Origin of the sequence: Massilia pinisoli, from assembly GCF_024753285.1 — a bacterium.
Lineage (GTDB): Bacteria > Pseudomonadota > Gammaproteobacteria > Burkholderiales > Burkholderiaceae_D > Telluria > Telluria pinisoli.
This window is the reverse complement of sequence record NZ_JANUGW010000019.1, coordinates 1-23,654: the sequence shown is the minus strand read 5'-3', so window position 1 is coordinate 23,654 and position 23,654 is coordinate 1. Positions and strand designations below refer to the sequence as shown.

The 23,654-nt window shown below is 67.5% G+C and carries 26 protein-coding genes; 24 read left to right on the top strand and 2 right to left on the bottom strand.

The genetic code is table 11. The annotated features are described in order from the left end of the window. Positions 1-35 precede the first annotated feature (35 nt). Positions 36-1,022 (top strand): LLM class flavin-dependent oxidoreductase, encoded by a 987-nt coding sequence (locus NX784_RS21490; RefSeq protein ID WP_258818741.1) that lies wholly within the window; start codon positions 36-38, stop codon positions 1,020-1,022. Positions 1,023-1,142: 120 nt separating this feature from the next. Next, on the top strand, positions 1,143-1,421 hold the full coding sequence (locus tag NX784_RS21485; protein WP_258818740.1) for a hypothetical protein: 279 nt from the start codon (positions 1,143-1,145) through the stop codon (positions 1,419-1,421). A 10-nt stretch (positions 1,422-1,431) separates the two neighbouring features. Here the strand turns inward: NX784_RS21485 and NX784_RS21480 are convergent, their stop codons facing one another. After that, a complete protein-coding gene (locus tag NX784_RS21480) occupies positions 1,432-2,022 on the bottom strand; it encodes an isochorismatase family protein (protein WP_258818739.1) in 591 nt (196 codons plus the stop codon). Positions 2,023-2,100: 78 nt separating this feature from the next. Here NX784_RS21480 and NX784_RS21475 point away from each other — a divergent pair, with 78 nt between their 5' ends. After that, positions 2,101-3,804, top strand: a complete 1,704-nt coding sequence (locus NX784_RS21475) for a M1 family metallopeptidase (RefSeq protein ID WP_258818738.1) — start codon at positions 2,101-2,103, stop codon at positions 3,802-3,804. Between the two features lie 4 nt (positions 3,805-3,808). Here the strand turns inward: NX784_RS21475 and NX784_RS21470 are convergent, their stop codons facing one another. After that, a complete protein-coding gene (locus NX784_RS21470; RefSeq protein ID WP_258818737.1) occupies positions 3,809-6,604 on the bottom strand; it encodes a M16 family metallopeptidase in 2,796 nt (931 codons plus the stop codon). A gap of 162 nt (positions 6,605-6,766) precedes the next feature. On the opposite strand from NX784_RS21470, the gene mepK reads away from it, so the two are divergent. From mepK to NX784_RS21365, 21 genes are all read left to right on the top strand, one after another. Beyond that, positions 6,767-7,330: a peptidoglycan L,D-endopeptidase MepK gene (gene mepK / locus NX784_RS21465; RefSeq protein ID WP_258818736.1), complete on the top strand. Its 564-nt coding sequence runs from the start codon at positions 6,767-6,769 to the stop codon at positions 7,328-7,330. Positions 7,331-7,332: 2 nt separating this feature from the next. Next, complete coding sequence (locus tag NX784_RS21460; protein WP_258818735.1) at positions 7,333-8,166, top strand: hypothetical protein; 834 nt, start codon at positions 7,333-7,335, stop codon at positions 8,164-8,166. Further along, the gene (locus NX784_RS21455) at positions 8,163-8,480 is read left to right on the top strand and encodes a hypothetical protein (protein ID WP_258818734.1); all 318 of its coding nucleotides are present in this window, start codon (positions 8,163-8,165) and stop codon (positions 8,478-8,480) included. Before NX784_RS21460 ends, NX784_RS21455 begins: the two co-directional genes overlap by 4 nt. A 69-nt stretch (positions 8,481-8,549) precedes the next feature. Beyond that, on the top strand, positions 8,550-9,284 hold the full coding sequence (locus NX784_RS21450; protein WP_258818733.1) for a GntR family transcriptional regulator: 735 nt from the start codon (positions 8,550-8,552) through the stop codon (positions 9,282-9,284). Positions 9,285-9,481: 197 nt separating this feature from the next. Continuing rightward, entirely contained in the window at positions 9,482-11,218 is a 1,737-nt protein-coding gene (locus NX784_RS21445; RefSeq protein WP_258818732.1) for a fumarate reductase/succinate dehydrogenase flavoprotein subunit, read from the top strand. 23 nt (positions 11,219-11,241) lie between these two features. Continuing rightward, positions 11,242-11,475, top strand: a complete 234-nt coding sequence (locus NX784_RS21440) for a 4Fe-4S dicluster domain-containing protein (RefSeq protein ID WP_056448502.1) — start codon at positions 11,242-11,244, stop codon at positions 11,473-11,475. A gap of 12 nt (positions 11,476-11,487) precedes the next feature. Continuing rightward, positions 11,488-12,438, top strand: coding sequence for a HEAT repeat domain-containing protein (locus NX784_RS21435; protein ID WP_258818731.1), 951 nt, complete (start codon positions 11,488-11,490; stop codon positions 12,436-12,438). Next, a complete protein-coding gene (gene fdxA / locus NX784_RS21430; protein WP_258818730.1) occupies positions 12,435-12,764 on the top strand; it encodes a ferredoxin FdxA in 330 nt (109 codons plus the stop codon). The genes NX784_RS21435 and fdxA overlap by 4 nt, the downstream gene beginning before the upstream one ends. Positions 12,765-12,819: 55 nt before the next feature. Next, positions 12,820-14,232, top strand: a complete 1,413-nt coding sequence (locus tag NX784_RS21425) for an ABC transporter substrate-binding protein (protein ID WP_258818729.1) — start codon at positions 12,820-12,822, stop codon at positions 14,230-14,232. Positions 14,233-14,234: 2 nt separating this feature from the next. After that, positions 14,235-15,179: an ABC transporter permease gene (locus tag NX784_RS21420; RefSeq protein ID WP_258818728.1), complete on the top strand. Its 945-nt coding sequence runs from the start codon at positions 14,235-14,237 to the stop codon at positions 15,177-15,179. Next, positions 15,176-16,048 carry an ABC transporter ATP-binding protein gene (locus NX784_RS21415; RefSeq protein WP_258818727.1) on the top strand — a complete coding sequence of 291 codons (873 nt, stop codon included), beginning with the start codon at positions 15,176-15,178 and terminating at the stop codon, positions 16,046-16,048. Before NX784_RS21420 ends, NX784_RS21415 begins: the two co-directional genes overlap by 4 nt. Further along, positions 16,038-16,409, top strand: a complete 372-nt coding sequence (locus NX784_RS21410) for a gamma-butyrobetaine hydroxylase-like domain-containing protein (RefSeq protein WP_258818726.1) — start codon at positions 16,038-16,040, stop codon at positions 16,407-16,409. The genes NX784_RS21415 and NX784_RS21410 overlap by 11 nt, the downstream gene beginning before the upstream one ends. Continuing rightward, the gene (locus NX784_RS21405) at positions 16,402-17,175 is read left to right on the top strand and encodes a ferredoxin--NADP reductase (protein WP_258818725.1); all 774 of its coding nucleotides are present in this window, start codon (positions 16,402-16,404) and stop codon (positions 17,173-17,175) included. Before NX784_RS21410 ends, NX784_RS21405 begins: the two co-directional genes overlap by 8 nt. A gap of 11 nt (positions 17,176-17,186) precedes the next feature. Further along, positions 17,187-17,936 carry an electron transfer flavoprotein subunit beta/FixA family protein gene (locus NX784_RS21400; protein ID WP_258818724.1) on the top strand — a complete coding sequence of 250 codons (750 nt, stop codon included), beginning with the start codon at positions 17,187-17,189 and terminating at the stop codon, positions 17,934-17,936. Positions 17,937-17,960: 24 nt separating this feature from the next. Further along, entirely contained in the window at positions 17,961-18,926 is a 966-nt protein-coding gene (locus tag NX784_RS21395; protein WP_258818723.1) for an electron transfer flavoprotein subunit alpha/FixB family protein, read from the top strand. 63 nt (positions 18,927-18,989) lie between these two features. Continuing rightward, positions 18,990-19,730, top strand: coding sequence for a sulfite exporter TauE/SafE family protein (locus tag NX784_RS21390; protein ID WP_258818722.1), 741 nt, complete (start codon positions 18,990-18,992; stop codon positions 19,728-19,730). A gap of 60 nt (positions 19,731-19,790) precedes the next feature. Further along, the gene (locus tag NX784_RS21385) at positions 19,791-21,095 is read left to right on the top strand and encodes a M20/M25/M40 family metallo-hydrolase (RefSeq protein WP_258818721.1); all 1,305 of its coding nucleotides are present in this window, start codon (positions 19,791-19,793) and stop codon (positions 21,093-21,095) included. 30 nt (positions 21,096-21,125) lie between these two features. Then, on the top strand, positions 21,126-21,569 hold the full coding sequence (locus tag NX784_RS21380; protein WP_258818720.1) for a thioesterase family protein: 444 nt from the start codon (positions 21,126-21,128) through the stop codon (positions 21,567-21,569). 67 nt (positions 21,570-21,636) lie between these two features. Continuing rightward, positions 21,637-22,218, top strand: coding sequence for an RNA polymerase sigma factor (locus NX784_RS21375; RefSeq protein ID WP_258818719.1), 582 nt, complete (start codon positions 21,637-21,639; stop codon positions 22,216-22,218). 14 nt (positions 22,219-22,232) lie between these two features. Then, the gene (locus NX784_RS21370) at positions 22,233-22,721 is read left to right on the top strand and encodes a hypothetical protein (RefSeq protein WP_258818718.1); all 489 of its coding nucleotides are present in this window, start codon (positions 22,233-22,235) and stop codon (positions 22,719-22,721) included. 15 nt (positions 22,722-22,736) lie between these two features. Further along, entirely contained in the window at positions 22,737-23,630 is an 894-nt protein-coding gene (locus NX784_RS21365; protein WP_258818717.1) for a hypothetical protein, read from the top strand. Positions 23,631-23,654: the final 24 nt, after the last annotated feature.

Here is a 23,654-nt window from a genome sequence, read left to right as displayed (position 1 = left end):
AGCGATCGGCGTATCATCGCCGGATGACTGCACCCATGATTCCCTTTTCGATACTCGACCTCGCCCCAATCACGGAAGGCAGCGACGCTGCCGAATCGTTCCGCCGCTCGCTCGACCTCGCGCAGCACGGCGAACGCTGGGGCTACCACCGCTTCTGGCTGGCCGAACACCACGGTATGCCGGGCATCGCCAGCGCGGCGACGGCGGTGCTGATCGCCCACGTGGGCAACGGCACGTCGACCATCCGCCTCGGCGCCGGCGGCATCATGCTGCCGAACCATTCCCCGCTCGTCATCGCGGAACAATTCGGGACGCTCGAATCGCTGTTCCCCGGCCGCATCGACCTGGGCCTCGGCCGCGCACCCGGTTCCGACCACGCGACGGCGCGCGCACTGCGCCGCAACCTCGCGTCGGACGCGGACGAATTCCCGCAGGACGTCGCGGAACTGATGGATTATTTTGCGGAGTCGCCGCGCCGCCACGTGCGCGCCGTGCCCGGCGCCGGGCTGAAGGTGCCCGTGTGGATCCTCGGCTCCAGCCTGTTCGGCGCCCAGCTGGCGGCGATGATGGGCCTGCCGTATGCATTCGCGTCGCACTTCGCGCCGCAGATGATGATGCAGGCCATCGAAATCTACCGCACGAATTTCAAGCCGTCCGCCCAGCTCGACAAGCCGTACGTCATGCTCGGCTTTAACGTGTTCGCCGCAGAGACGGATGCGGAAGCGCAGTGGCGCGCCACGTCGATGCAGCAGGCGTTCGTGAACCTGCGCAGCGGCCACCCGACGCGCCTGAAGCCGCCCGTCGAAGGCTATCTCGACCTGCTGGGCCCGGCGGAACGGGGCATGCTCGACGGCGTGCTGTCATGCTCCGCGATCGGTTCGCCCGAAACCGTCGAGCGCCAGTTGAAAGCGTTCATCGCGCGCACGGGCGCGGACGAGCTGATGATCACGTCGCAGATCTTCGACCATGCGGCGCGGCTGCGCTCGTACGAGATCGCAGCCGACATCCGCCGCAAGGCTTGAACAGACATTACCGTTGGCCGCAACGGTGATCTGGCGAACATTCAACCGGCGCCGCGGCGTCTAGGCTGTCATCCATGCACGGCATTGAGCCGTTGTTAGCCTACTTACTTGGAGGACACCATGAAGACTCGACTGATCGCCGCCACCCTGATGCTCTCGCTCGCCTCGACGGGCGCCGCTTACGCCAAACCCAGCTGCGCGAAAGGCGCCATCGTCGGCGGCGTGGGCGGCCACGTGGCGGGCAAGCACGGCCTGCTCGGTGCCGCCGCCGGCTGCGCCATCGGCCACCACATGGCGAAGAAGCAGGAACGCCAGCAGCGCGAAGCGCAGGCCCAGGCCAACGCCCAGGCGCAGGCCAACAGCCAGCAGCCGGCTCCCGCACCCGCACCGCGCAAGTAAGCCAACGCGCTCAGGCGTCGCCCGTGCCCGCCTGCAGCGCGTCGATCACGTGCCGCGTCGAGCGCACCTTGCCCATGACGCGGAAGGTGTGCTCGCAGGCGAACTTGTGCATCTCGGCCGACATGCTGCTCATCGCATCCTCGACGAACACGACGCCGTAGCCGCGGTCGAACGCGGCGCGCGCCGTCGACTCGACGCCGAAGTTCGTCGCGATGCCGCCGAGGACGATCGTCTTGATGTTGCGCCGGCGCAGCAGCTGGTCGAGTTCCGTGCCGTAGAACGCGCCCCACTGGCGCTTCGTGACGACGATGTCGGTCGCCTGCACCTGCGCTTCCGGGGCCAGGTGCGACGCGTCCGGCGGCGGCGCGGGCGTGCCCGGCTTACGTAGCGGCGCGTCGGCCGGCGGCAGCTGCAGCTGGTCGGCGAGCACGCGCACGAAGATCACCATCCCGCCGCGGTCGCGCATCTCACTCGCCAGCAGCACGCAATTGCCCACCACCTGCTCGGCCGTGTACGGCGCCAAGTCGCGTTTCACATTACTGTTCTGCAAATCGATCAGCACCAGGGCGGTGCGGCCGATGTCGATGTCCAGGTCGCTCATACGTGATCCTCCTCGCCGGGCAGTATTCACCAGCCGCGATTTGCGTGGCGCCCCGTTCCGCTGTGCTAAATTCCCTGCATGCAAAGACTCGCCATCGCCGCCGTGTGCACCGTGCTGGCGGGCTGCGCCAGCCGCCAGCCCGCCCTCACCGACTACACCGTCAACTCGGGCGTCCAGCGCAGCCCGGGCCAGCAGGAACTCGTGTTCGAGCATGCGGACCTCACCCTGCGCATCGATCCGGACAGCCGCAGCCTCGCGGGCGACGCCCTGCTCACGTTCGGCACGCGCGCGGCGCTGGACCATATCGACCTGGACCTCGACCGCAACCTGCCCATCGACGCGGTCGCCGTCGACGGCCGGCCGCTGGCCGCAAGCGCGTGGCGCAATCCGGACGGCAAGCTGACCATCGACCTGCCGCAGCCGCTGACGCCTGGCCGGCACACCACGATCCGCGTCACCTACCACGGCGAGCCGCACGTGGCGAAGCGGGCACCGTGGGACGGCGGCTTCGTGTGGGCGCGCACGCCCGATGGCCGGCCGTGGGTCGCCAGCGCCGTCGAGGGCGAAGGCTGCGACCTGTTCTGGCCCTGCATCGACCACCCGATGGGCAAGCCGGCCGTCGTCGACGAACACATCACCGTGCCGGCGCCCCTGGTCGCCGCGGGCAACGGCGTGGCGCTCGGGATGACGGAAGCGAACGGCTGGCGCACGTGGCACTGGCGCGCGAAGCACCCCAGCACCTACGGCATCGCCGTCAACGTGGGGCCGTACGAGGTGCTGTCCGGCGAGTACCGCAGCCGCTACGGCAACGTCATCCCGCTGCGGCTGTGGTACCTGCCGCAGAACAAGGCGCAGGCGCAGGACCTGTTCTCGGAATTCCCGCAGATGCTCGATTTCTTCGAAGCGACGATCGGCCCGTACCCGTTCGGTGACGAGAAGATGGGCGTCGTCGAAACTCCGCACAAGGGCATGGAACACCAGACCATCAACGCCTACGGCAACAAGTACGCAAAGACCGCGTACGGCTACGACGACCTGCTGCAGCACGAGTTCGCGCACGAATGGTTCGGCAACCAGCTCACCAACGCGGACTGGGACGACATGTGGCTGCACGAGGGCCTCGGCTCCTACATGCAACCGCTGTACATGCAATACCTGCACGGCGACCAGGAATACTTCGCCGCGCTGATGCAGCAGCGGGCAGCCATCCGTAACAAGGCGCCGCTCGTCTCCGGCAAGCACAAGCGCGAGGAAGACGTCTACGACACCAAGCGGGGCGGCCCCGGCGGCGACATCTACACGAAAGGTTCGCTCGTGCTGCACACCCTGCGCGGCCTGATCGGCGACGCGGCATTCTTCCGCGCCGTGCGCGAACTCGTGTACGGTACTCAAGACCCGCGCCCCGGCAACTTCGCACCGCGCTATGCGACGACGCCGGACTTCATCCGCCTCGCCGAACGTGCGAGCGGACGCGACCTCGGCTGGTTCTTCCAGGCATATATGTACCAGGCCGCGCTGCCCGAACTCTCGGCCGTGCGCCATGGCGACACGCTCGAGCTGGCGTGGACGACGGCCGGCAGGACGCCGTTCCCGATGCCGGTCGAGGTGCGCGTGGGCGAGCGCATCGTCACCGTGCCGATGACGGATGGCCGCGGCAGCATCGCCCTGCCGGTCGGCGCGACTTACACGCTCGACCCGCATTCGAAGATCCTGCGCCGCGAGGAACGCTTCGAGGCGTTCCAGCGCTACCAGGACAGCCAGAAGGCGAAGCCGGGCGCCTAGCCCGTCACGGCAGCGGCTTGCCGTCGACGTCGATGCGGCGCACGGTGCCGAGGTTCAGCGCGCGGATCGGTGCCTCGATCTTGCTCATGTCGCCGACGACGATCCACACGGGCTGGCGCGGCAGCACGACGCGCGCGGCCAGCGCGTTCAGCTGCGCCGGTGTCAGCGCGAGCGCGGCCGCCGTGTATGTGTTGTAGTAATCCTCGGGCAGGCCGTATTGCAGGATGGTCGAGTACGCATTGCTGAGCTGGCCGACCGTCTCGAACGAACCCGGCAGGCCCAAGGTCTCGTTGGCCTGCGCGTCCTGCAGCTCGCGCGGCGTGACGGGACGTGCGCTGCCCAGCTCGGCGTACTCGCGCGCCAGTTCGCGCAACGCGTCGGCCGTCTTGTCCGTCTGCACCGGCGAATCGCTGTACAGGATGCGCTGGCCGCGCGCCGCCACCAGCGACGTGCCGACGCCGTACGACCAGTGCTTGTCTTCGCGCAGGTCCATGTTCAGGCGCGAGCTGAACGTGCCGCCGAACACGTCGTTCAGCAGGTTCAGCGCGATCGTGTCCGGCGTGTTGCGCGGCGGTGCCAGCTGGGCGCCGACGATGTCGCTCTGCAGCGCGCCCGGCCGGTCGATCAGGTAGATCGTCGTGCCGGCCGGCTGGTCGACCTTGGCGATGTCGTGCGCGGGCACGGCGCCGGCCTTCCAGGCGCCGAACGCGCGTTCCAGCAGCGGCGTCAGTTCGGCCAGCGTGGTGTCGCCGACGACGAGCAAGGTGGCGTTGTTCGGCTTGAACCATTGGTCGTGGTAAGCGACGAGATCGGCGCGGCGCATGCGCGCGACGGCATCGATCGTGCCCGTGCCGGTCAGCGGCAGCGAGTACGGATGGCCGGCGCCGTACATCAGCGGCGGCAGCACGCGCAATGCCATCAGGCGCGGCACCGTCTGCTCGCGCTGGATGGCGGCCAGGCGCGTCTTGCGCACACGCTCGAAGTCGGCCTGCGGGAACGAGGGGTGTCGCGCGAGATCCGCGTACAGGCCGAGCGCCTGCGCCAATGTCGGCTTGAGGACGTTCATGTTGACGAAGGCGCCGTCCAGGTTGATCGTCGTGCCGAACGACGCACCGAGGCCTTCCAGCTCGCGGCTGATCTCCAGCGCGCTGCGCGTCCTGCCCGGTGCCCCCGTGCCCTCTTCCAGCATGCGCAAGGTGAGGCTCGCAAGGCCCGGCAGCGCCTGCGAGTCGGACGCGAACCCGCCGCCCAGCAGCATCGACAGATTGATGACGGGCGCGCCGTGGCGTTCGGCCAGCACGACCTTCATGCCGTTGGACAGCGTGGCCTTCTGCATCGGCGGCAGGCGCAGCGCTTCCGGGTGACCGGTCGGCGCGCCCTTGCTGCGGTCCACCGTGGACGGCGTCGCGGCGAGGCCGGTGGGGAACGGATCGACTTCCAGCACGTAGTCGCCGTTGGCCAGCCAGTCGTTCATCGCCTGGCGCACGGCGGCCGGCGTCGCGGCCTTGATGCGCTGCAGATAGGTCTTGTAGCAGTCCGGGTTACCCGTGAACGTGGCGCAGCGGGCCAGCAGGTCGCTCTTGCCGCCGAAGCCGCCCACGCGCTCGACGGCGCGCGCGAACTGCGCCAGGATCGTCGTCTGCGCGAGGCGCAGTTCGGCCGCCGTAGGGCCGGCCTTCAGCAGCGCGCGCAATTCCTCGTCGGCCAGCGCTTCCATCCGGGCCACGTCGGTCGCGGGCGCGCCGGGCTTCGCGGTCAGGTTGATGCCGAACTGGCCGGCGATCTCGTTCGAATCGTCGCCGGCCGACGCGGCCGTGGCCAGTTGCTCCTTCACGACGAGGCGCTGGTACAGGCGCGACGTCTTGCCGCCGCCCAGCACCTGCGCCGCGAGGTCGAGCAGCGCTTCTTCCGGCGTGTCGGCGCCGGGCACGTTCCACGACCGGTAGATGCGGGCCTGCGGCACGCGGTCCTGGACCTTGCCGCGATGGGTGCCGCTGCGCTTCGCGATCCACGCCTCCTGGTGCGCTTGCGGCGGGCCCGGCGGGATGTCGCCGTAGTATTTCTCCACCTTCTCACGCGCCTGCTGCGGCGTGATGTCGCCCGCGAGCACGAGCACGACGTTGTTCGGGCCGTAATGACCCTTGAACCAGTCGGTGACGTCCGTCATCGACGCGGCGTCGAGGTCGGTCATGGAACCGATCACGGTCCACGAATACGGGTGGTTCGCGGGCCACGTGTTCTCCGTGACGATCTGCTCGACGATGCCGTAGGGCTGGTTCTCGCGCTGGCGCTTCTCGTTCTGCACGACGCCGCGCTGCAGGTCGAGCTTCTTCTGGTCGAGCACGCCCAGCAGGTGCCCCATGCGGTCGCTCTCGGCGAACAGCGCATAGTCGACCATCGACGTGGGCACCGTCTCGAAGTAATTCGTGCGGTCCTTGTTCGTCGTTCCGTTCAGGTCGGTGGCGCCGACGCCCTCCAATGCCGACAGGAAGGTCTTGTCGAAGTTGGCGCTGCCGGAAAACATCAGGTGCTCGAACAGGTGCGCGAAACCCGTCTTGCCGGGTTTTTCGTTCTTCGAGCCGACGTGGTACCACGTGTTGATCGCGACGACGGGCGATTTGTGGTCCTCGTGCACGATCACGGTCAGGCCGTTTTTCAGCGTGAACGTCGTGTAGGGAACGTCGGGGATGGGGATGGCGACGGCGGCGTCGCGCGCGGGCGCGGGCGCGGGCGCCGCGGCAGCCAGCGAGGACAACAGGACACTGCACAATCCGAAGGTCAGACGGTGGGACACACGCATGCGGCTCTCCTGGCAACATTGCAAAAGGGGCAATGAAAGCCATTGTAAGCCAATGTTTCCCCGTGTTGTCATCCTTGGCTGACAGACGGGAAGCCTCCTGTCCGCTGCATGAACGGTGAGCGAGGCGTATCATGGAGACTGGCAAACAGCAAGGAAACGCTCATGAATCAACGACGCTCCTTCCTCAAAAGCTCGGCCGTCCTCGCATCGGTGCTCGGTGCGCCCGCCATCCGGACCAGCGCCAAGACCTTGCCCGATGCACCCGTCACGCCGGTGGCGCCCAACGAGCGCATCGTGCGCCTGTACAACACGCACACGGGCGAAAGCCTGCGGACCATTTTCTGGGCCGAAGGCGAGTTCATCCCCGAAGCCTTGCAGGACATTAATAAACTGCTGCGCGACCACCGCAACAACAAGATCTCGTCCATCGATCCGAAGCTCCTGCTGCTGCTGGACCGCGTCAGCGCCCAGTACGGCAGCCATCCGACCATGCACGTGATCTCGGGTTATCGCTCGCCGGAAACGAACGCGATGCTGCACGAAAACACGAACGGTGTCGCGAAGCACAGCCTGCACATGGAGGGCAAGGCCATCGACGTGCGCATTCCCGGCGAAGACCTGGCCAAGCTGCACAAGATCGCGCTGGCCCAGCAGGCGGGCGGGGTCGGCTATTACCCGGACTCGCAGTTCGTGCACATGGACGTCGGGCGCGTGCGCCACTGGTGACCATGCGCCGGATCGTCCTGCCGGTCGTTTTGCCTGCGCTGCTGGCCGCCCCGCTGCCGGGCGCCGCGCTCGGGCAGGCCACGGCGCAGGCGGACCAGGGCATCCAGACCGTCACCGTCACGTACACGCGCGACCCGGTCGACAAGTCGTACCGCAAGATGATCCGCGGCATGGAACGCTTCCAGCGCGAGCACGGGCTGGCACCGCAGGCCACCTTGCGCTTCCGCCTGCTGCCCCGTGCGCCGACCGTCGACATGCATGGCATCACGTTGCGCGTCGCCGGCGACCACATCACCGTGCCCGTCGCCGTGGCGTCCGACAACAGCTTCGTCTTGCCGCGCAATGAACAGGCGCTGCAAGAAGACGCTGCCGTCGTCGCCAACCGCAAGACGACGAGCATGACGTGGCGCGCGCAAGTGACGACACCCGGCCTGCCGCCCGGCACGCGCCGGCTGGGCGATCTGCGGCTCGAATGCCTGGTCGGCATGGAGGCGGGGCTCGTGTCGAACAGCTCGCCGCTGTTCGGCTGGATCTCGAACGCCCTCACGAGTCCCGAGCAGGTGTGCAACAGCCCCGACGGCAATTTCCTGTACTTTACCGAGCGCCCGCTGTTTTCCGTCACGTTGCACGCGGGCGACCGGACCGAGGTGCTGCCCTTCCGCTTCCTGTACGCGGGCGGCGAGCAGACGCGCGACATGCTGCCGTTCTGCGACTGCCAGGTGCTGCTCGACCGCACGTATTACGCGCCGATCTGGGACCGCGGCTGGCCCGACGACACCCTCGTCACCGTCGACTACATGGACGACGCGCCCCCGGCGCAGGAGAGCACGCCGTGAACGCCCGCCGCCTGCTGGTGGCAGTAGCAGTCGTGCTGGCCGGCTGCGCCACGCGCGCGCCCGAGCCCGGCACGAGCGTGGCCGAAACCCGGTTCGATACACTCGTCGTGCCGGGCCGCACGACGCGCGCCGAGCTGCTGGCCGCGTTCGGTCCGACGAAGACGGTCGTATTCGATTCCGGCATGGAGGCCTGGTTGTACACGGCGCCGGCGGCGGGCGCCCGGCATACGGAACTGGTGCTGCTGGTGGGGCGCGACGGCATCGTGCGCAAGCTGCGCAAGCGGCCGGCCTACCCGACCGATCCCGTTCCCTGACGGGTCATCGACGGGGTGGCCGGCGAACTCGTTATAATGACCTTTCCATCATCCTGCCGCGCCGCCGCCTTGAACATCCAACTTCCGCGTTCGTCGACCGTTCCCCTGTACATACAGATCAAGGAAGCGATCCGTGCCAAGATCATCGACGGCACGTATGTTGGACACCAGCAGCTCCCGTCGGAAAACGACATGATCGCGGCGTTCGGCGTCAGCCGCATCACCGTGCGCCAGGCGATCAACGACCTGCAGAAGGAAGGCCTGCTGTTCAAGGTGCACGGCAAGGGCACGTTCGTCGCGCTGCCCAACGTGTCGCAGGAACTGACGCATCTGCAGGGCTTCGGCGAAGCGATGCACCGTCTCGGCCACGAAACCTTTTCCGACGTGTTCGGCCTGAAGACCGTCAAGGCGACGGGCATCGTGGCCGCCAAGCTGCGGATCGCGGACGGCGACCCGGTGACGGAGATCCGGCGCGTGCGCTATTTAAACAGGGAACCGGTGTCGATCGACCATTCCTGGGTGCGGCATGACGTGGGCTCGCGTCTCACCGAGCAGAACCTGCGCGACAAAGACCTGTTCTCGCTGCTGGAAAACGAGCTGCGCCAACGGCTGCACTCGGCCGACATCGAAATCGACGCGACGTCCGCCGGCAGCGACGTGGCCACCCGCCTGAAGATCGCGCCCGGCTCGCCAGTGCTGCGCATCGAGCGCCTGACCTATGCGCAGCAGGAGACGCCGCTCGTCTTCGAATACTTGTACTACCGCGCCGAGACGTTCAAATACAAGATGAAGGTCTTGCGCTAAAACCCGCCCTACTTTGGTGGCCGCCCGCCCCACGACGGCCACCCAGCGCGCCATCCGCGCACCGTTCCTGACCATTCTTCCAGCCCGCCGCCCGTAAATCGCGGCGAATTCCCTTGGCACGCGTTTTGCACTACTCGTTATTACGAGTTATGACGAGGTGCGCACGGGCCGCACGGGAACTTTACTGAAAGGGTGACATGAATACCATCGAACTGGAATACGATTTGGTGATCGTCGGCGGCGGTACGGGCGGCCCGATGGCCGCCGTGAAGGCCAAGGAAAAGAATCCGAAGTTGCGCGTGCTCGTGCTGGAAAAGGCGAACGTCAAACGCAGCGGCGCGATCTCCATGGGCATGGACGGCTTGAACAACGCCGTCATCCCCGGCCATGCGACGCCGGAGCAGTACACGAAGGAGATCACGGTCGCCAACGACGGCATCGTCGACCAGAAAGGCGTGTACGCGTACGCGAGCAACAGCTACGCGATGATCGAGGAGCTGGATCGCTGGGGCGTCAAGTTCGAGAAGGACGAGACGGGCGATTTCGCCGTGCGCAAGGTGCACCACCTCGGCAGCTACGTCCTGCCGATGCCGGAAGGGCACCACATGAAGAAGGTGCTGTACCGGCAGCTGAAGCGCCAGCGCGTCGAGATCACCAACCGCGTCGTCGCCACGCGGCTGATCACGGGCGTGAACGGCGAAATCGCCGGCGTGATGGGCTTCGATTGCCGCACGGCCGACTTCTATGTGATCAAGGCGAAGGCCGTCGTCCTGTGCACGGGCGCGGCGGGCCGCCTCGGCCTGCCCGCCTCCGGCTATATGTTCGGCACGTACGAAAACCCGACCAACAGCGGCGAGGGCCACGTGATGGCCTACCACGCGGGCGCCGAGCTGACGAACCTCGAATGCTTCCAGGTGAACCCGCTGATCAAGGACTACAACGGCCCCGCGTGCGCGTACGTGACGGGCCCGTTCGGCGGCTTCACCGCGAACTCCACCGGCGCGCGCTTCATCGAGTGCGACTACTGGAGCGGCCAGATGATGCTGGAGTTTTATAACGAACTCGAAGGCGGCCGCGGCCCCGTGTTCCTGAAGCTCGACCACCTGGCGGAAGAAACGATCGCCGAGATCGAACACATCCTGCACACGAACGAACGCCCGAGTCGCGGCCGTTTCCACGAGCGGCGCGGCAACGACTACCGGCAGAAGGCGATCGAGATGCACATCTCGGAAATCGGCTTCTGCAGCGGCCACAGTGCCTCCGGCATCTGGACCAACGAACGCGGCGAATGCTCGATCCCCGGCCTGTATGCGGCGGGCGATTGCGCCAGCATCCCGCACAACTACATGCTGGGCGCCTTCGTGTACGGCAAGTTCTGCGGCGAGAACGCGGCGGACTACGTCGCCGGCAGGTCGGCGCCCGTCATCAACACGGACATGGTCGAGGCGGAGCGCAAGCGCATCATGGCGCCGCTGGCGCGCAGCGAAGGCCTGACGCCGTTCCAGGTCGAGTACAAGACACGCCGCATCGTCAACGACTACCTGCAGCCGCCGAAGATCACCCGCAAGATGGAGATCGCGCTGGAACGCTTCGGCGAGATCAAGGACGACCTCGAGGAGCTCAGCGCCGTCGATCCGCACGAATTGATGCGGGCGATGGAGGCGCACACCATCCGCGACTGCGCCGAACTCGCGGCGCGATCGTCGCTGTTCCGCAAGGAGAGCCGCTGGGGCCTGTACCACCTGTGCGTGGACCACCCCGAGAAGGACGACGAGAACTGGTTCTGCCACACCAACGTCGGCAAGGGCGCGGACGGCCGGATGGTGTTCCGCAAGCGCGAGATCGAGCCCTACATCGTCGAACTGAATGCCGAGGAAAAAGCCGCGTACCAGCGCCTGCGCGTGGCCGGCAGCAAGACCGGCGCCGCCGTCTAACCCCACACGAAAAAGGAAAGATCATGACCATCGCAACCACCCGTACGCAAGCCCCGGTCGTCGTCGACCAGTCGAAGTGCATCGCCGAGAAAGGCTGCACCGTGTGCGTCGACGTCTGCCCGCTGGACGTGCTGGCGATCGACATCGTCTCCAACAAGGCATTCATGAAGTTCGACGAATGCTGGTACTGCATGCCGTGCGAACAGGACTGCCCGACGGGCGCCGTGCACGTCAACATCCCCTATCTCGTCCGCTAAGGAGGCACGGCCATGATGGCAACCGGAATTCACGAACGGCTGCGCAGCGGCGACCCGGGAGTGCGCCGCATCGCGGTGCTGGACCTCCCCTATTCCGAGGAAGAAGACGACATCGTGCCGCTGCTGGTCGCGGCGCTGGCCGACCCCGACGCGTGCGTGCGGCTGGAGGCGGCCAAGGCCATCGAAGGGTACGAAAGTCCGGACGTGCTGGCGGCGCTCGTGCCACTGTTGAAGGACGCCGATCCCGACGTGCGGCGCGCGACGGCGACGACACTGGCCGAACTGAAGGAACCGGCGTCGGCGCCGTTCCTGCTGCCCTACCTCACCGACGCCGAGGCGACGGTCCGCGCCGCCGCCCTGCACGCGATCCGCGCCCTGCGCGTGGACGCCGCGTTCGAGCCCGCGCTGCACGCGCTGGACGACGACGATGCGGCCGTGCGGCGCGAAGCCGTGAGCGTGCTCGGGTACCTGAAGAAGCCCGAAGCGATCGGCGCGCTGACGAACGCTGCCGCGCACGACCCGGACCAGGAAGTGCGCCGGATCGCGGTGGGCGCGCTCGGCTACGCATCGGCCGTCAGCATCCAGCCGACGCTGAGCCGCGTCCTCGCCGACCCGGCCTGGCAGGTGCGCGAGGAAGCCGCCACGACGATGGGCAAGCTGGGGCTCGCGCTCGGCATCCCCGACCTCGTGCGCGCGCTGGACGACGAGTTCTGGCAGGTGCGCGTGAAGGCGGCGCGCAGCCTCGGCAAGCTGAAGGCGAAGCCCGCGGTGAACGCGCTGTGCGTCGCGCTGCAGCACCCGATGAGCAACCTGCGCAAGGAAGCCGTGATCGCGCTGGGCGAAATCGCCGACACGCGCGCCATCGCCCACCTGGAACTGGCGCTGAAGGACGTCGACTCGGACGTGCGCAAGCTGTCCAAGCTGGCGCTGGCCACCATCCAGCTGCGCGGAGGTGCGTCATGACCCACGTCGTCGGCGAATCGTGCATCGGCTGCAAATACACGGACTGCGTGTCGGTCTGCCCCGTCGACTGCTTCCACGAAGGTCCGAACTTCCTCGTGATCGATCCGGAAGCGTGCATCGACTGCGGCGTCTGCGTCGCGGAATGCCCCGTCGAGGCGATCTATGACGAAAAGGACTTGCCGGAGGCGCAGCGGGACTACGTCGCGCTGAACGCGAGGCTCGCCGCGCGCTGGCCCGTCATCGCGGCCTCGACGGAACCGCTGCCCGATGCCGACGCATGGGCATCCCGGGAAGACAAGCGCGAACACCTGATGGAGACGACCTAGCACCGCGGACACGCGTCGGCTTTTCATGCTTCGACTCATACTGGAAGGATTCAACATGACACATTGGTTCATTCGCATCGCCGCCGTCTCCGCCACCGTGCTGTGCGCCGCCCTGGCGCACGCGAAGGACGTCGTCACGATCGGCATCGGCACGCAGAACACGACGACGAACACGGTCACGGGCGGCGTCGTCATCAAGGAACTGGGCCTGCTCGACAAATACCTGCCGAAGACGGGCAAGTACGCGAACGTCGATTTCAAGGTCGACTGGCAGAACTTCACGTCCGGCCCGCCCGTCACGAACGGCATGATGGCCAACAAGATCCAGATCGGCATGATGGGCGACTACCCCCTGTTGATCAACGGCGCCAACGGCCAGCAGAGCCGCGGCAACGAAACGCAGCTCGTCGCCGTGATCGCCTACAACGCCTTCGGTGCCGGCAACGGCGTCGTGGTGAACAAGGACAGCCCGTATTACCAGCTGTCCGACCTGAAGGGCAAGAACGTGTCCGTGCCGTTCGGATCGGCGGCGCACGGCATGCTGCTGCAGGCGATGCAGGCGCGCGGCTGGTCGGACGATTACTGGAACCTCGTCAGCCAGTCGCCGGAAATCGGCTCCAGCAACCTGCAGGAAAAGAAGATCGACGCCCACGCCGACTTCGTGCCGTTCGGCGAACTGCTGCCGTACCGCGGCTTCGCGCGCAAGATCTTCGACGGCGTCGAGACGCGCGTCCCCACGTTCCACGGCATCGTCGTGCGCAAGGACTTCGCCGAGAAATATCCGGAAGTCGTCGTCGCGTACCTGCGCGCGCTGATGGATGCGGACGACTGGGTGCGCAAGAACCCGAAGCTGGCGGCCGAGAAGATCGCGCAGTGGACCAAGATCGAAAAGGAAGTCGTCTACATCTTCCTCGGCCCCGACGGCATCCACACGCTCGATCCCACGATCAAGCCCCTGCTCGTCAACAGTATCCGGACCAGCTACGGCGTGCTGCAGAAACTGGGACGGGTGAAGGAGTTCAACGTCGACGGCTGGGTGAACGAGACCTATCTGCGCGCCGCGTTCAAGCAGCGCGGCCTCGACTACGAGGCGCAGAAGCGCACCTTGGCCAACTACGACATCCAGGGCAAGGACCCCGTCTGCGCCAAGCCGGTGACGAGCCCGAAGAACGCGGGCGAAATCTGGATCGAGGGCGGCGACATCGTGCCCCTCAGCTCCCCCGTCTGCACCTTCATGGGGATCCGGAAGTACCAGGAAGCTGGCAAGAAAATTGCAGTGGCCTATTTGTTCGATCGTGGGCTCGGCATCAAGGTATTCGCCGACAGGGCCTTCTACGCGGTCAACGGGAGCGGTGCCGGGATGGAGGTCGTGCCCTTCCTGCTGAAGAAGGACGCGGAAGCCAGCGCGGCGAAGGCCGGCGGCACCGTCGCAACCTACGAGCAAGTGCTCGCCAAGATGGAGAATTGATCATGGCTCTGACAGATCGTCACACGATCGCGCCGCCCGCGTCCGCGGCGCCGCCCCACCACCCCGTGCCCGGCAAGCCGGTGCGCCAGCCCAGGCTGGAAGCCATCGAAGGCGGTGGCGGCGCCCCCGCGGCACGGCCCGCGCCGTTCTCGCTGAAGCGCTGGCTGGAATCGAGCGCGGGCGGCGCCCTGCTCGGCACCCTGTCGATCGGCGCGGTGCTGCTGGCCTGGTACCTGGCGACGCGCTTCAGACTCGATTTCTACGTCCGCTTCGGGAACATCCCGACACCGCTCGACGTCTGGCACAGCATCGTCGCCGTCAACCATTCGAGCAAGTTCATGGTGAACATCGGGATCAGCGTGCGTCGCGTGCTGTTCGGCTTCGTCGGCGCGGCGGTCGCCGGCACGGTGCTCGGGATCATGGTGGGCCGCTACCGGATCTTCCGTTCGCTGACGATGCCGGCCATGGAATTATTCCGCCCGATTCCGGCGATCGCGTGGGTGCCGATGGCGATCATGCTGTGGCCCAGCAACGAGGTCAGCATCGCGTTCATCACCTTCCTCGGCGCCTTCTTCCCCATCCTGATCAACACGATCCACGGCGTGGAGACCGTCGACGACGTCCTGCTGCGCGCCGCGCACAGCCTCGGCGCGAAAGAGAAGGACGTGATCCTGCACGTCGTGATCCCCGGCGCGCTGCAGCACATCTTCACGGGACTCGCCGTCGGCATGGGCGTCGCGTGGGTGTCGCTGATCGCGGCGGAGATGATTTCCGGCCAGTTCGGCATCGGCTACTTCACGTGGGAAGCGTATTCGCTGATTTCGTATCCGGACATCGCGCTGGGCATGATCACGATCGGCGTCCTCGGCCTGTTGTGCAGCAAGGCGATCCACGTGTGCTCGCGGCTCGCGATGCCGTGGACCGCGCTGGCGGGAGCACGGAAATGAACGCCCCCGCCGCCGCGACCCGGTCGGGTCATATCGAGGTGCGCGACCTCAACATCAGCTTCAAGGCGAACGGCGCGGCCGTGCAGGCCGTCAAATCCGTGTCGCTCGACGTGCAGGCCGGTGAATTCGTGTCGCTGATCGGCCCGTCCGGCTGCGGCAAGTCCACCTTGATGAACGCCGTCGCCGGCTTTACGCCGCCGGACAGCGGCGTGGCGATGTTGGACGGCAAACGCATCGACGGTCCCGGTTCGGACCGGGGCGTCGTGTTCCAACAGTATTCGCTGTTCCCCTGGATGACGGTGCGCAAGAACGTCGAGTTCGGGCTGAAGATGGCGCACATGCCGCCGTCGCAGCGCGAGACGCAGGCGCGCACCCTGCTGGGCCTCGCCGGCCTGCTGGCGTTCGAAAACCACTATCCGTCGCAGCTGTCCGGCGGGATGAAGCAGCGCGTGGGCATCGTGCGCGCGCTGGCCACGAGCCCGCAAGTGCTGCTGATGGACGAACCGTTCGGCGCGCTCGATTCGCAGACGCGCACCGTGATGCAGGAGATCCTGACGAATATGTGGCAGCGGCTGCGGCTGTCCGTGCTGTTCATCACGCACGACATCGAGGAAGCGATCTTCCTCTCCGACCGCATCTACGTGATGACGGCCAGGCCGGGACGGATCAAGGCCGAGATCAAGGTGCCGCTGCCGCGCCCGCGCACGCCCGACATGGTCGACACGCCCGAGTTCGCGGGCCTCGTCCGCTCGATCAAGAAGCTGATTCGCGAGGAAAGCCTGGCAGCGATGGGCGGCGAATTGCGCGACGGCGGCTACGGTGGGCTGGGCATGGAAATCGGACCGGAGGGGGTGGCCAATGTCCTGTGACGACACGAACGCCGTGCCGCCGTCCGCGTGGCCGTCGGCGATCAACCTGCACGCGCAGGCCCGTACGCTGGAACTCGTGTGGGACGACAGGCGCGCCGTGCTGTCGCACCGCGTACTGCGGCGTTCCTGCCGCTGCAGCGTGTGCGAGAACGCGCGCCGGAAAACGGACGACGCATTACCCGTCGCCGCCGACGTGGCGCTGCTGACGATCGAGCCGCTGGGGTCGACCGCGCTGCGCCTCGTCTTTTCGGACGGCCACGAACGAGGCATCTATCCGTGGACTTACCTGAAGCAGATGGCATTCGGCCCGACGACGGGCGAATTCAGCGACTCTTTGACGAAAGGATGGCGTGATGAGTAATTTCTACGAGGCGGAAGTGTTGTCCGTGCATCACTGGACGGATCGCCTGTTTTCCTTCACCACGACGCGCGATCCGGGCTTCCGCTACCAGAGCGGGCAGTTCGCGATGATCGGGCTCGACGTGGACGGCCGGCCGCTGATGCGCGCCTACAGCATGGTGAGCCCGCACTACGACGAGCAGCTCGAATTCCTCAGCATCAAGGTGCCCGACGGTCCCCTCACCTCGCGCCTGCAGAACATCCGGGTCGGCGACGCGATCCTCGTCGGCCGCAAGGCGTCCGGTACGCTGCTCAGCCAGAACCTGTTGCCCGGCAAGCACCTGTACCTGCTCGGCACGGGAACGGGCCTCGCCCCGTTCATGAGCATCGTGCAGGACCCGGACATCTACGACAAGTTCGACAAGGTCATCCTCGTGCATGGCTGCCGCCACGCGAGCGAGCTGGCCTACCAGCAGCGCATCGCGGCGGACCTGCCGAACCACGAATTCCTCGGCGAGATGGTGGCGGGCCGCCTGCTCTACTACCCCACCGTGACCCGCGAACCGTTCGAAAACCAGGGCCGCATCCCCGACCTGCTGACCAGCCCGCAGTTCTACGACAAGCTCGGCGTGCCTCCGCTCGACATCGACCACGACCGCTTCATGCTGTGCGGCAGCCCCGCCATGCTGAAGGACACCGTCGAGGTGCTGCAGGCGCACGGCCTCACGGAAGGCAATATGAGCCATCCCGGCCATTACGTCATCGAACGCGCGTTCGTCGACAAGTGAAGGAGCGAACGATGAACATACTGGTCCCCGTGAAGCGGGTCGCGGACCCGAACGTCAAGGTGCGCGTGAAGCCGGATGGCTCGGGCATCGATCTCGCCAACGTCAAGATGGCCATCAATCCGTTCGACGAGATCGCCGTGGAGGAAGCCGTGCGGCTGAAAGAAGCGGGGCATGCGGCGGAAGTCATCGCCGTGTCCTGCGGCCCCGATGCGTGCCAGGACGTCCTGCGCACGGCGCTGGGCCTCGGCGCCGACCGCGCCATCCTGCTGCAGACGGATGCCGAGCTGCAGCCGCTCGCGGTCGCGAAACTGCTCGCGGCCATCGTCCGGCGCGAAGTGCCGCAACTGGTCATCCTCGGCAAGCAGGCCGTCGACGACGACTGCAACCAGACCGGCCAGCTGCTCGCCGCGATGCTGGGCTGGCCCCAGGGCACGTTCGCATCGAGCGTGCGCGTCGCCGGCGCCAGCCTGACCGTCACGCGCGACGTCGACGGCGGCGTCGAGACGGTGGAACTCGCGCTGCCGGCCGTCGTGACGGCGGACCTGCGCCTGAACGCGCCGCGCTTCGTCAGCCTGCCCAACCTGATGAAGGCGAAGAAGAAGCGGCTGGACGTCGTGCGCGCGGAAACGCTGGGCGTCGACCTCGCACCGCGCTGGCACACATTGAACGTCGGCGCACCGCCGCTGCGCAAACCCGGCGTGCTCGTGCCGGACGCCGCCGCGCTCGTCCACCGCCTGAAACACGAAGCGCAGGTCATCTGAACATCATTGATTGAAGGAGCCATCATGACGGTACTGGTCATTGCAGAACACGACAACACGGCGCTGAGCACGGCCACGCTGCATGCGGTGGGCGCGGCACGCCTCTGTGGCGGCGACGTGCACGTGCTCGTCGCGGGACACGACTGCGGCGCCGCCGCGCACGACGCCGGCCGCGTCGCCGGCGTGACGCAGGTGCTGCTCGCCGCGGCCCCGCACCTCGCGCACGGCCTCGCGGAAAACGTCGCCGCCCAGGCGCTGCAGGTGCTGGCGGAGCATCCGTACACCCATGTGCTGGCGGCGGCGAGCACGTTCGGCAAGAGCGTCATGCCGCGCGTCGCGGCGGGACTGGACGCCGGCCAGATCTCGGAAGTCACGCGTGTCGTGGCGCCCGACGTCTTCGAGCGTCCCATTTATGCGGGTAACGCCATCGCGACCGTCCGGGCGCTGGACCCCGTCAAGGTGCTCACCGTGCGCGCCGTCAGTTTCGACGCGGCGCAGCGGACCGGCGGCGACGCGGTCGTGCAGGACGTGATGCCGGTCGACGATGCCGGCACGGCGCGCGTCGTGTCGATGGAGCGGACCGTGTCGGCGCGGCCGGAGCTGGCATCGGCGCGCGTCGTCGTGGCGGGCGGACGCGGCCTCGGCTCGGGCGACCATTTCAGGATGCTCGAGCCGCTGGCCGATGCGCTGGGTGGCGCCATCGGTGCATCGCGCGCGGCGGTCGATGCCGGTTTCGCGGGCAACGACCTGCAGGTCGGCCAGACGGGCAAGGTCGTCGCACCCGACCTGTATCTCGCGATCGGGATCTCCGGCGCGATCCAGCACCTGGCCGGCATCGCCGCCGCGAAGGTCATCGTCGCCATCAACAAGGATGCGGACGCGCCCATCTTCGGCGTGGCGGACTATGGCATCGTCGGCGATCTGTTCGACGTCGTGCCTGTGCTGCTGGCCGCATTGCGGGAGGATCGCCAGGAGCAGCGCGCCGCGTAATCTTCCCGTCCGCTCGTCATATCCAGTTATAATGAGCTTCGCCAACCACGTCGATCGGGAGCCATGCCGCCGTCTGCAAGCCTTGCGCTGACATCCATTGCCATCGGCATTCTCGTCGGCGCGGCCGGCATCGGCGGTTTCTTCCTGCCGCCGGCGCTGACCCTCCTGATCGCGCTGGACCTGCATCGGGCCATGGCGCTGTCGCTGTCGACCTTCGTCTTCACGGGCATCGCCGGCGCGTTGTACTTCCATCGCAAGGGCAGCCTCGATTGGACCTTGGCGCGCCCCGTCTGTCTCGGCGCGGCACCGGCGGGATATGCCGGCGCATGGCTCGGTCGCGGCCTCGACACGGGGACGCTGTCGGCGCTGCTGGCGGCGCTCATCCTCGCCGTCGGCATCCAGACGCTCGCCGGTCGCGCGGCAGGCGCCCCGTCGCGGGATGCGCGCGGGCGCGGCGCGATTCTCGTCGCTATCGGCATCGTGACCGGGTTCCTGTCCGGCCTCACGGGTGTCGGCGGCCCCGTGCTGTCGGTGCCCTTGATGGTCATGTGCGGCTATCCCGTGCTGACGGCGATCGGCGTCGGCCAGGTGCTGCAGACGGTCGGCGCCCTCTCCGGTTCGCTCGCCAACCTGCATTACGCCGGCATCGACTACGGACTGGCCGCGTTCATCGGCGCCTTCGAGACCGTCGGCGTGCTGGGTGGCGCCGTCGCCATCCACCGCATGGACGCGGGCCTGGTCAAGCGTCTCGTCGGCGGCCTGTGCATGGTGGCCGGTTGCGGTTTCATCCTGCGCAGCCTGTAAGGACGCGCCGGCGCGCCGAATCGGTGTACAGTTGCGCATCATTGTTTTGGAAGGTTCACGATGCGCAGGATGACAGGCGCGCTGCTGGCGGCGGCATTGGCATGCGTACATACGGCCCGGGCCGACGGCCTGGACCCCACCGAGCAGAAGATCGTCGCCGCAGTGAAGGCGCATGCGCCGCAAGCCCTCGCGTTGCTCGAACAGAGCGTGCGCATCAACAGTGGCACGATGAACGCACGCGGCGTGCGCGACGTGGGCCAGCTGTTCCGCAAGGCGTTCGACGACCTCGGCTTCAGCACGCGCTGGATCGACATGCCGCCCGGGATGCATCGCGCCGGCCACCTCGTCGCCACGCGCGACGGCAACCGCGGCAAGCGGGTGCTGCTGCTGGGCCACCTGGACACCGTGTTCGAGCCGGGCTCGCCGGTCCCCGCGTGGCAACAGGGCGCGGGCGACGGCCGCGTGCGCGGCCAGGGCGTGTCCGACATGAAGGGCGGCGACGTGATCGTCATCGAGGCGTTGCGCGCGCTGCAGCGCGCAGGCGCCCTCGATGGCGCGCGCATCGCCGTCATGTTCACGGGCGACGAGGAGGAAGCGGGCAATCCGAAGAGCGTCTCGCGCGGCGACATGGTCGAACTGGCGAAGCGCAGCGACGTCGCCCTCAGCTTCGAAAGCAACATCCCCGACAACGAGGGCCAGGCGACGGCCACGGTAGGCCGGCGCGCCACCGCCACGTGGGAGTTGCAGGTGCAGGGCCGCCAGGGCCATTCGATGGGAGTGTTCGGCACCAATGGCTATGGCGCCGTGTACGAGACGGCGCGCATCCTCGACGCGTTCCGGCGCGAAGTCGCGGAACCGGGCCTCACGTTCAACCCGGGCGTGATCCTGGGCGGCACCGACGTCACGCTGGATGACGCCAACTCGCGCGGCACGGCGTTCGGCAAGACGAACGTGATCGCCAACACGACCGTCGTGAAGGCCGACCTGCGCTACCTGGACTATCCGCAGCGCGACCGCGCGCAGGCACGCATGCGCGACATCGTCGCGCACAGCCTGCCGGGCACCAGCGCGACCATCGCGTTCCACGATTCGTATCCGCCGATGGCCGTCACGCCGGGCAACCTGAAACTGCTCGACCTGTATGCGCGCGCCAGCCAGGATGCGGGGCTGGGCACCATCGGCGCCGTGCCGGCCGAGGCGCGCGGCGCGGGCGACATCCAGTTCGTCGCGCCGCTCGTCGACAGCCTCGACGGCCTGGGCGCGAGCGGCCACGGCGCCCATTCGCCGGACGAAGACCTGGACGTGGCCTCGATCGAACGGGGTGCCGTCCGCGCGGCATTGCTGATCTATCGTCTCACCCGCTGACCATTTGTAGCCTCCTCAACCACTGCAGCCATGGCACGACTGACCCTCACCTTCCCCGAAGACCAGTACTACTACACGACGTTGCTGACGGTGCGCGTCACCGACATCAACGCCGGCAACCACCTCGGCAACGACTCGATGATCTCGATGATCTCCGAGGCGCGCGCCCGCTTCCTGTTCGAATACGGCGTGGCCGAGACGGAGCGCGACGGCACCGGCATCATCGTCACGGACCTCGCGACGACGTACCGCGCCGAGGCGCACGCACGCGACCAGCTCTTGTTCGAAGTGGGCGTCATGGACTTCAACAAGTACGGCGGCGACATCACCTTTCGCATCACGCGTCCCCAGGACAAGGTTCTCGTCGCGATGGCCAAGCAGGGTTTCGTCTTCTTCAACTACAAGTCGAGCCAGGTGGTCGCCATGCCGGACGAGTTCCGCGCCAAGTTCGAGCGGGTGAACTGGATCGATTGAGCGGGGCCGCCTGCAAAAACCTGGAACTTTTGCCGCCGCTTGCCGGAATATGGGTAAATAACGACCCATGACCACGACCATTTCCGACATCGATCTGCTGCGCCGGATGCGCGGCGGCGCCGCCGACGCCTTCGCGGCCTTGTACCGGCGCCACCAGGGGCCGCTGTACCGCTTCGCCCTGCTGCGCTGCGGTTCCGCGGACACGGCCGCCGACGTCGTCCAGGAAACGTTCATGGGCCTGCTGACGGAACGCTTCCGGTTCGACCCGCTGCGCGGCGCCTTGCAGCACTTCCTGTTCGGCGTCGCGCGCAACCTGATCCTGAAGAACGAGACGGCGCAACAGCGCCACGTCGTCCTGCCGAACGCGGACGACGAGGACGACGGCGCGGCGCAGCCGGCCGACGACGCGTGCCCGCTGGCGCGCCTGCTGGACAACGAGGCGGCCGAGGAAGTGCGGCGCGCGCTGGCGCTGCTGGCACCGCATTACCGCGACACCGTCATCCTGTACGAGATGCACGACCTGTCGTACGCCGAGATCGCCGACATCTGCCAGATCGACATCGGCACCGTGCGCTCGCGCCTGTCGCGCGGACGCGCGGCGCTCGCGAAGCGCCTCGCCGGCCGGCACGCGACGGCCAACGCGGCATGAGAAGGAAAGCCACCATGGACACCCGACACACGACCCATCGCGATCCCCTGTTCGGCGCCCTGCGCGCGGAAGTGGAGCGGCTGGACACGCCACGCGGCGTGGAAAAGGAGCTGCTGCACGCGTTCGCCCGGCTGCACCCGCCGCGGCGGCGCTGGTATCACGCCCCGTTCGCGCGCCGGTGGCTGCTGGCGGGCGGCATGTCCGGCGCTGCGGCCGCGCTGCTCGTGCTGGCGTTCGGCCTGCGCGCGCCCGGCGCCAACGACGACGCGCCACGCACGCTGGCCACGCTCGACGACGACGGACCGTTCATCGCGCTCGATTCGGCCGAGCGCATCGCCGCGGAGCCCGCGCCGCGCCTGGTCGCCGCCGACGTGCCGCGCACGAGCCTGGCCGCACTGGGCCTGCCGCTGACGCCGGAAAACGCGGGCGATTCCGTGCGCGCCGAGATGCTCGTCGCGGCCGACGGCCAGCCGCTGGCGCTGCGCGTCTCCGCCATCCAATAACCACGAGAGGATGCCATGACCACCCGACACCTGCTGCTCGCAACGTTGACGTTCACCTTGTTCGCGCCCGCGCACGCCCAGGACGCGCACGCCGGCCGTCCCGCGGACGGCGCCGTGACGGTCCACTTCGATTCACTGGACCACGACGCGCGCCGCGGCATCACGACGATGCGTATGAACGTCGTCAAGAATGCACCGTACACCGCGCAAGTCGTGACCGAGCGCACGCAGGCACTGGCCGACGGCAACCAGATCGCCATCCGCCGCACGACGATGACGTACCGCGATGGCGCCGGCCGTACGCGCCACGACATCCGCGACGCCGACGGCGAGGTCATCACCGTCACGATCAACGACCCGGTGGCCGGTGCCACGCTGATCCTGCATCCGCGCGACCGCTCGGCCGCCCGGATCGCGCACACGCGCCGGGACGGCGGAGAGGACATCATCGTCAAGCGGGTCGAAGGTGCCGGCGACGCGGAGCGCCAGCGCGATGTGCGCATCCAGGTGCCCCGGACGCCGGCGGCAGGCGACACGGCGCTGCGCGACGCGCAGATGCAGGTGGCGCCGCTGATGAACGGCGCCTTCGCCGACCTGAAATGGGCGGCGAAGGCGGTCACGAAGGATTTGGGCACGCGCGACGTCGGCGGCATCAAGGCCGAGGGCAAGTTGCGCAGCTACGAGATTCCAGCCGGCGCGCTCGGCAACCGCAATCCCATCGTCGTCTCGGACGAGACGTGGACGGCACCGGACTTGCAGGTGACCGTCTACACGAAACACAGCGATCCGCGCAGCGGCGACGTCGTGTTCCGGCTCGAGAACGTGCGGCGCGAAGAACCGGCCGCCGCGCTGTTCACCGTGCCGGCCGACTACACGGTACGCGATCGGAAGGGCCGCGGCGACAAATAACGGCAGCCGTAGGGTGGGCGGCCC

Excerpts from the sequence above, each read along its gene's own strand:
- NX784_RS21480 (WP_258818739.1), bottom strand. The coding sequence starts at position 2,022 with ATGAGCGACCTGGACATCGACATCGGCCGCACCGCCCTGGTGCTGATC.
- NX784_RS21460 (WP_258818735.1), top strand. The coding sequence starts at position 7,333 with ATGCGCCGGATCGTCCTGCCGGTCGTTTTGCCTGCGCTGCTGGCCGCC.
- NX784_RS21440 (WP_056448502.1), top strand. The coding sequence starts at position 11,242 with ATGACCATCGCAACCACCCGTACGCAAGCCCCGGTCGTCGTCGACCAG.
- mepK (WP_258818736.1), top strand. The coding sequence starts at position 6,767 with ATGAATCAACGACGCTCCTTCCTCAAAAGCTCGGCCGTCCTCGCATCG.
- NX784_RS21410 (WP_258818726.1), top strand. The coding sequence starts at position 16,038 with ATGTCCTGTGACGACACGAACGCCGTGCCGCCGTCCGCGTGGCCGTCG.
- NX784_RS21380 (WP_258818720.1), top strand. The coding sequence starts at position 21,126 with ATGGCACGACTGACCCTCACCTTCCCCGAAGACCAGTACTACTACACG.
- NX784_RS21445 (WP_258818732.1), top strand. The coding sequence starts at position 9,482 with ATGAATACCATCGAACTGGAATACGATTTGGTGATCGTCGGCGGCGGT.
- NX784_RS21385 (WP_258818721.1), top strand. The coding sequence starts at position 19,791 with ATGCGCAGGATGACAGGCGCGCTGCTGGCGGCGGCATTGGCATGCGTA.
- fdxA (WP_258818730.1), top strand. The coding sequence starts at position 12,435 with ATGACCCACGTCGTCGGCGAATCGTGCATCGGCTGCAAATACACGGAC.
- NX784_RS21485 (WP_258818740.1), top strand. The coding sequence starts at position 1,143 with ATGAAGACTCGACTGATCGCCGCCACCCTGATGCTCTCGCTCGCCTCG.
- NX784_RS21400 (WP_258818724.1), top strand. The coding sequence starts at position 17,187 with ATGAACATACTGGTCCCCGTGAAGCGGGTCGCGGACCCGAACGTCAAG.
- NX784_RS21490 (WP_258818741.1), top strand. The coding sequence starts at position 36 with ATGATTCCCTTTTCGATACTCGACCTCGCCCCAATCACGGAAGGCAGC.
- NX784_RS21420 (WP_258818728.1), top strand. The coding sequence starts at position 14,235 with ATGGCTCTGACAGATCGTCACACGATCGCGCCGCCCGCGTCCGCGGCG.
- NX784_RS21395 (WP_258818723.1), top strand. The coding sequence starts at position 17,961 with ATGACGGTACTGGTCATTGCAGAACACGACAACACGGCGCTGAGCACG.
- NX784_RS21470 (WP_258818737.1), bottom strand. The coding sequence starts at position 6,604 with ATGCGTGTGTCCCACCGTCTGACCTTCGGATTGTGCAGTGTCCTGTTG.
- NX784_RS21415 (WP_258818727.1), top strand. The coding sequence starts at position 15,176 with ATGAACGCCCCCGCCGCCGCGACCCGGTCGGGTCATATCGAGGTGCGC.
- NX784_RS21475 (WP_258818738.1), top strand. The coding sequence starts at position 2,101 with ATGCAAAGACTCGCCATCGCCGCCGTGTGCACCGTGCTGGCGGGCTGC.
- NX784_RS21365 (WP_258818717.1), top strand. The coding sequence starts at position 22,737 with ATGACCACCCGACACCTGCTGCTCGCAACGTTGACGTTCACCTTGTTC.
- NX784_RS21405 (WP_258818725.1), top strand. The coding sequence starts at position 16,402 with ATGAGTAATTTCTACGAGGCGGAAGTGTTGTCCGTGCATCACTGGACG.
- NX784_RS21370 (WP_258818718.1), top strand. The coding sequence starts at position 22,233 with ATGGACACCCGACACACGACCCATCGCGATCCCCTGTTCGGCGCCCTG.
- NX784_RS21375 (WP_258818719.1), top strand. The coding sequence starts at position 21,637 with ATGACCACGACCATTTCCGACATCGATCTGCTGCGCCGGATGCGCGGC.
- NX784_RS21425 (WP_258818729.1), top strand. The coding sequence starts at position 12,820 with ATGACACATTGGTTCATTCGCATCGCCGCCGTCTCCGCCACCGTGCTG.
- NX784_RS21435 (WP_258818731.1), top strand. The coding sequence starts at position 11,488 with ATGATGGCAACCGGAATTCACGAACGGCTGCGCAGCGGCGACCCGGGA.
- NX784_RS21390 (WP_258818722.1), top strand. The coding sequence starts at position 18,990 with ATGCCGCCGTCTGCAAGCCTTGCGCTGACATCCATTGCCATCGGCATT.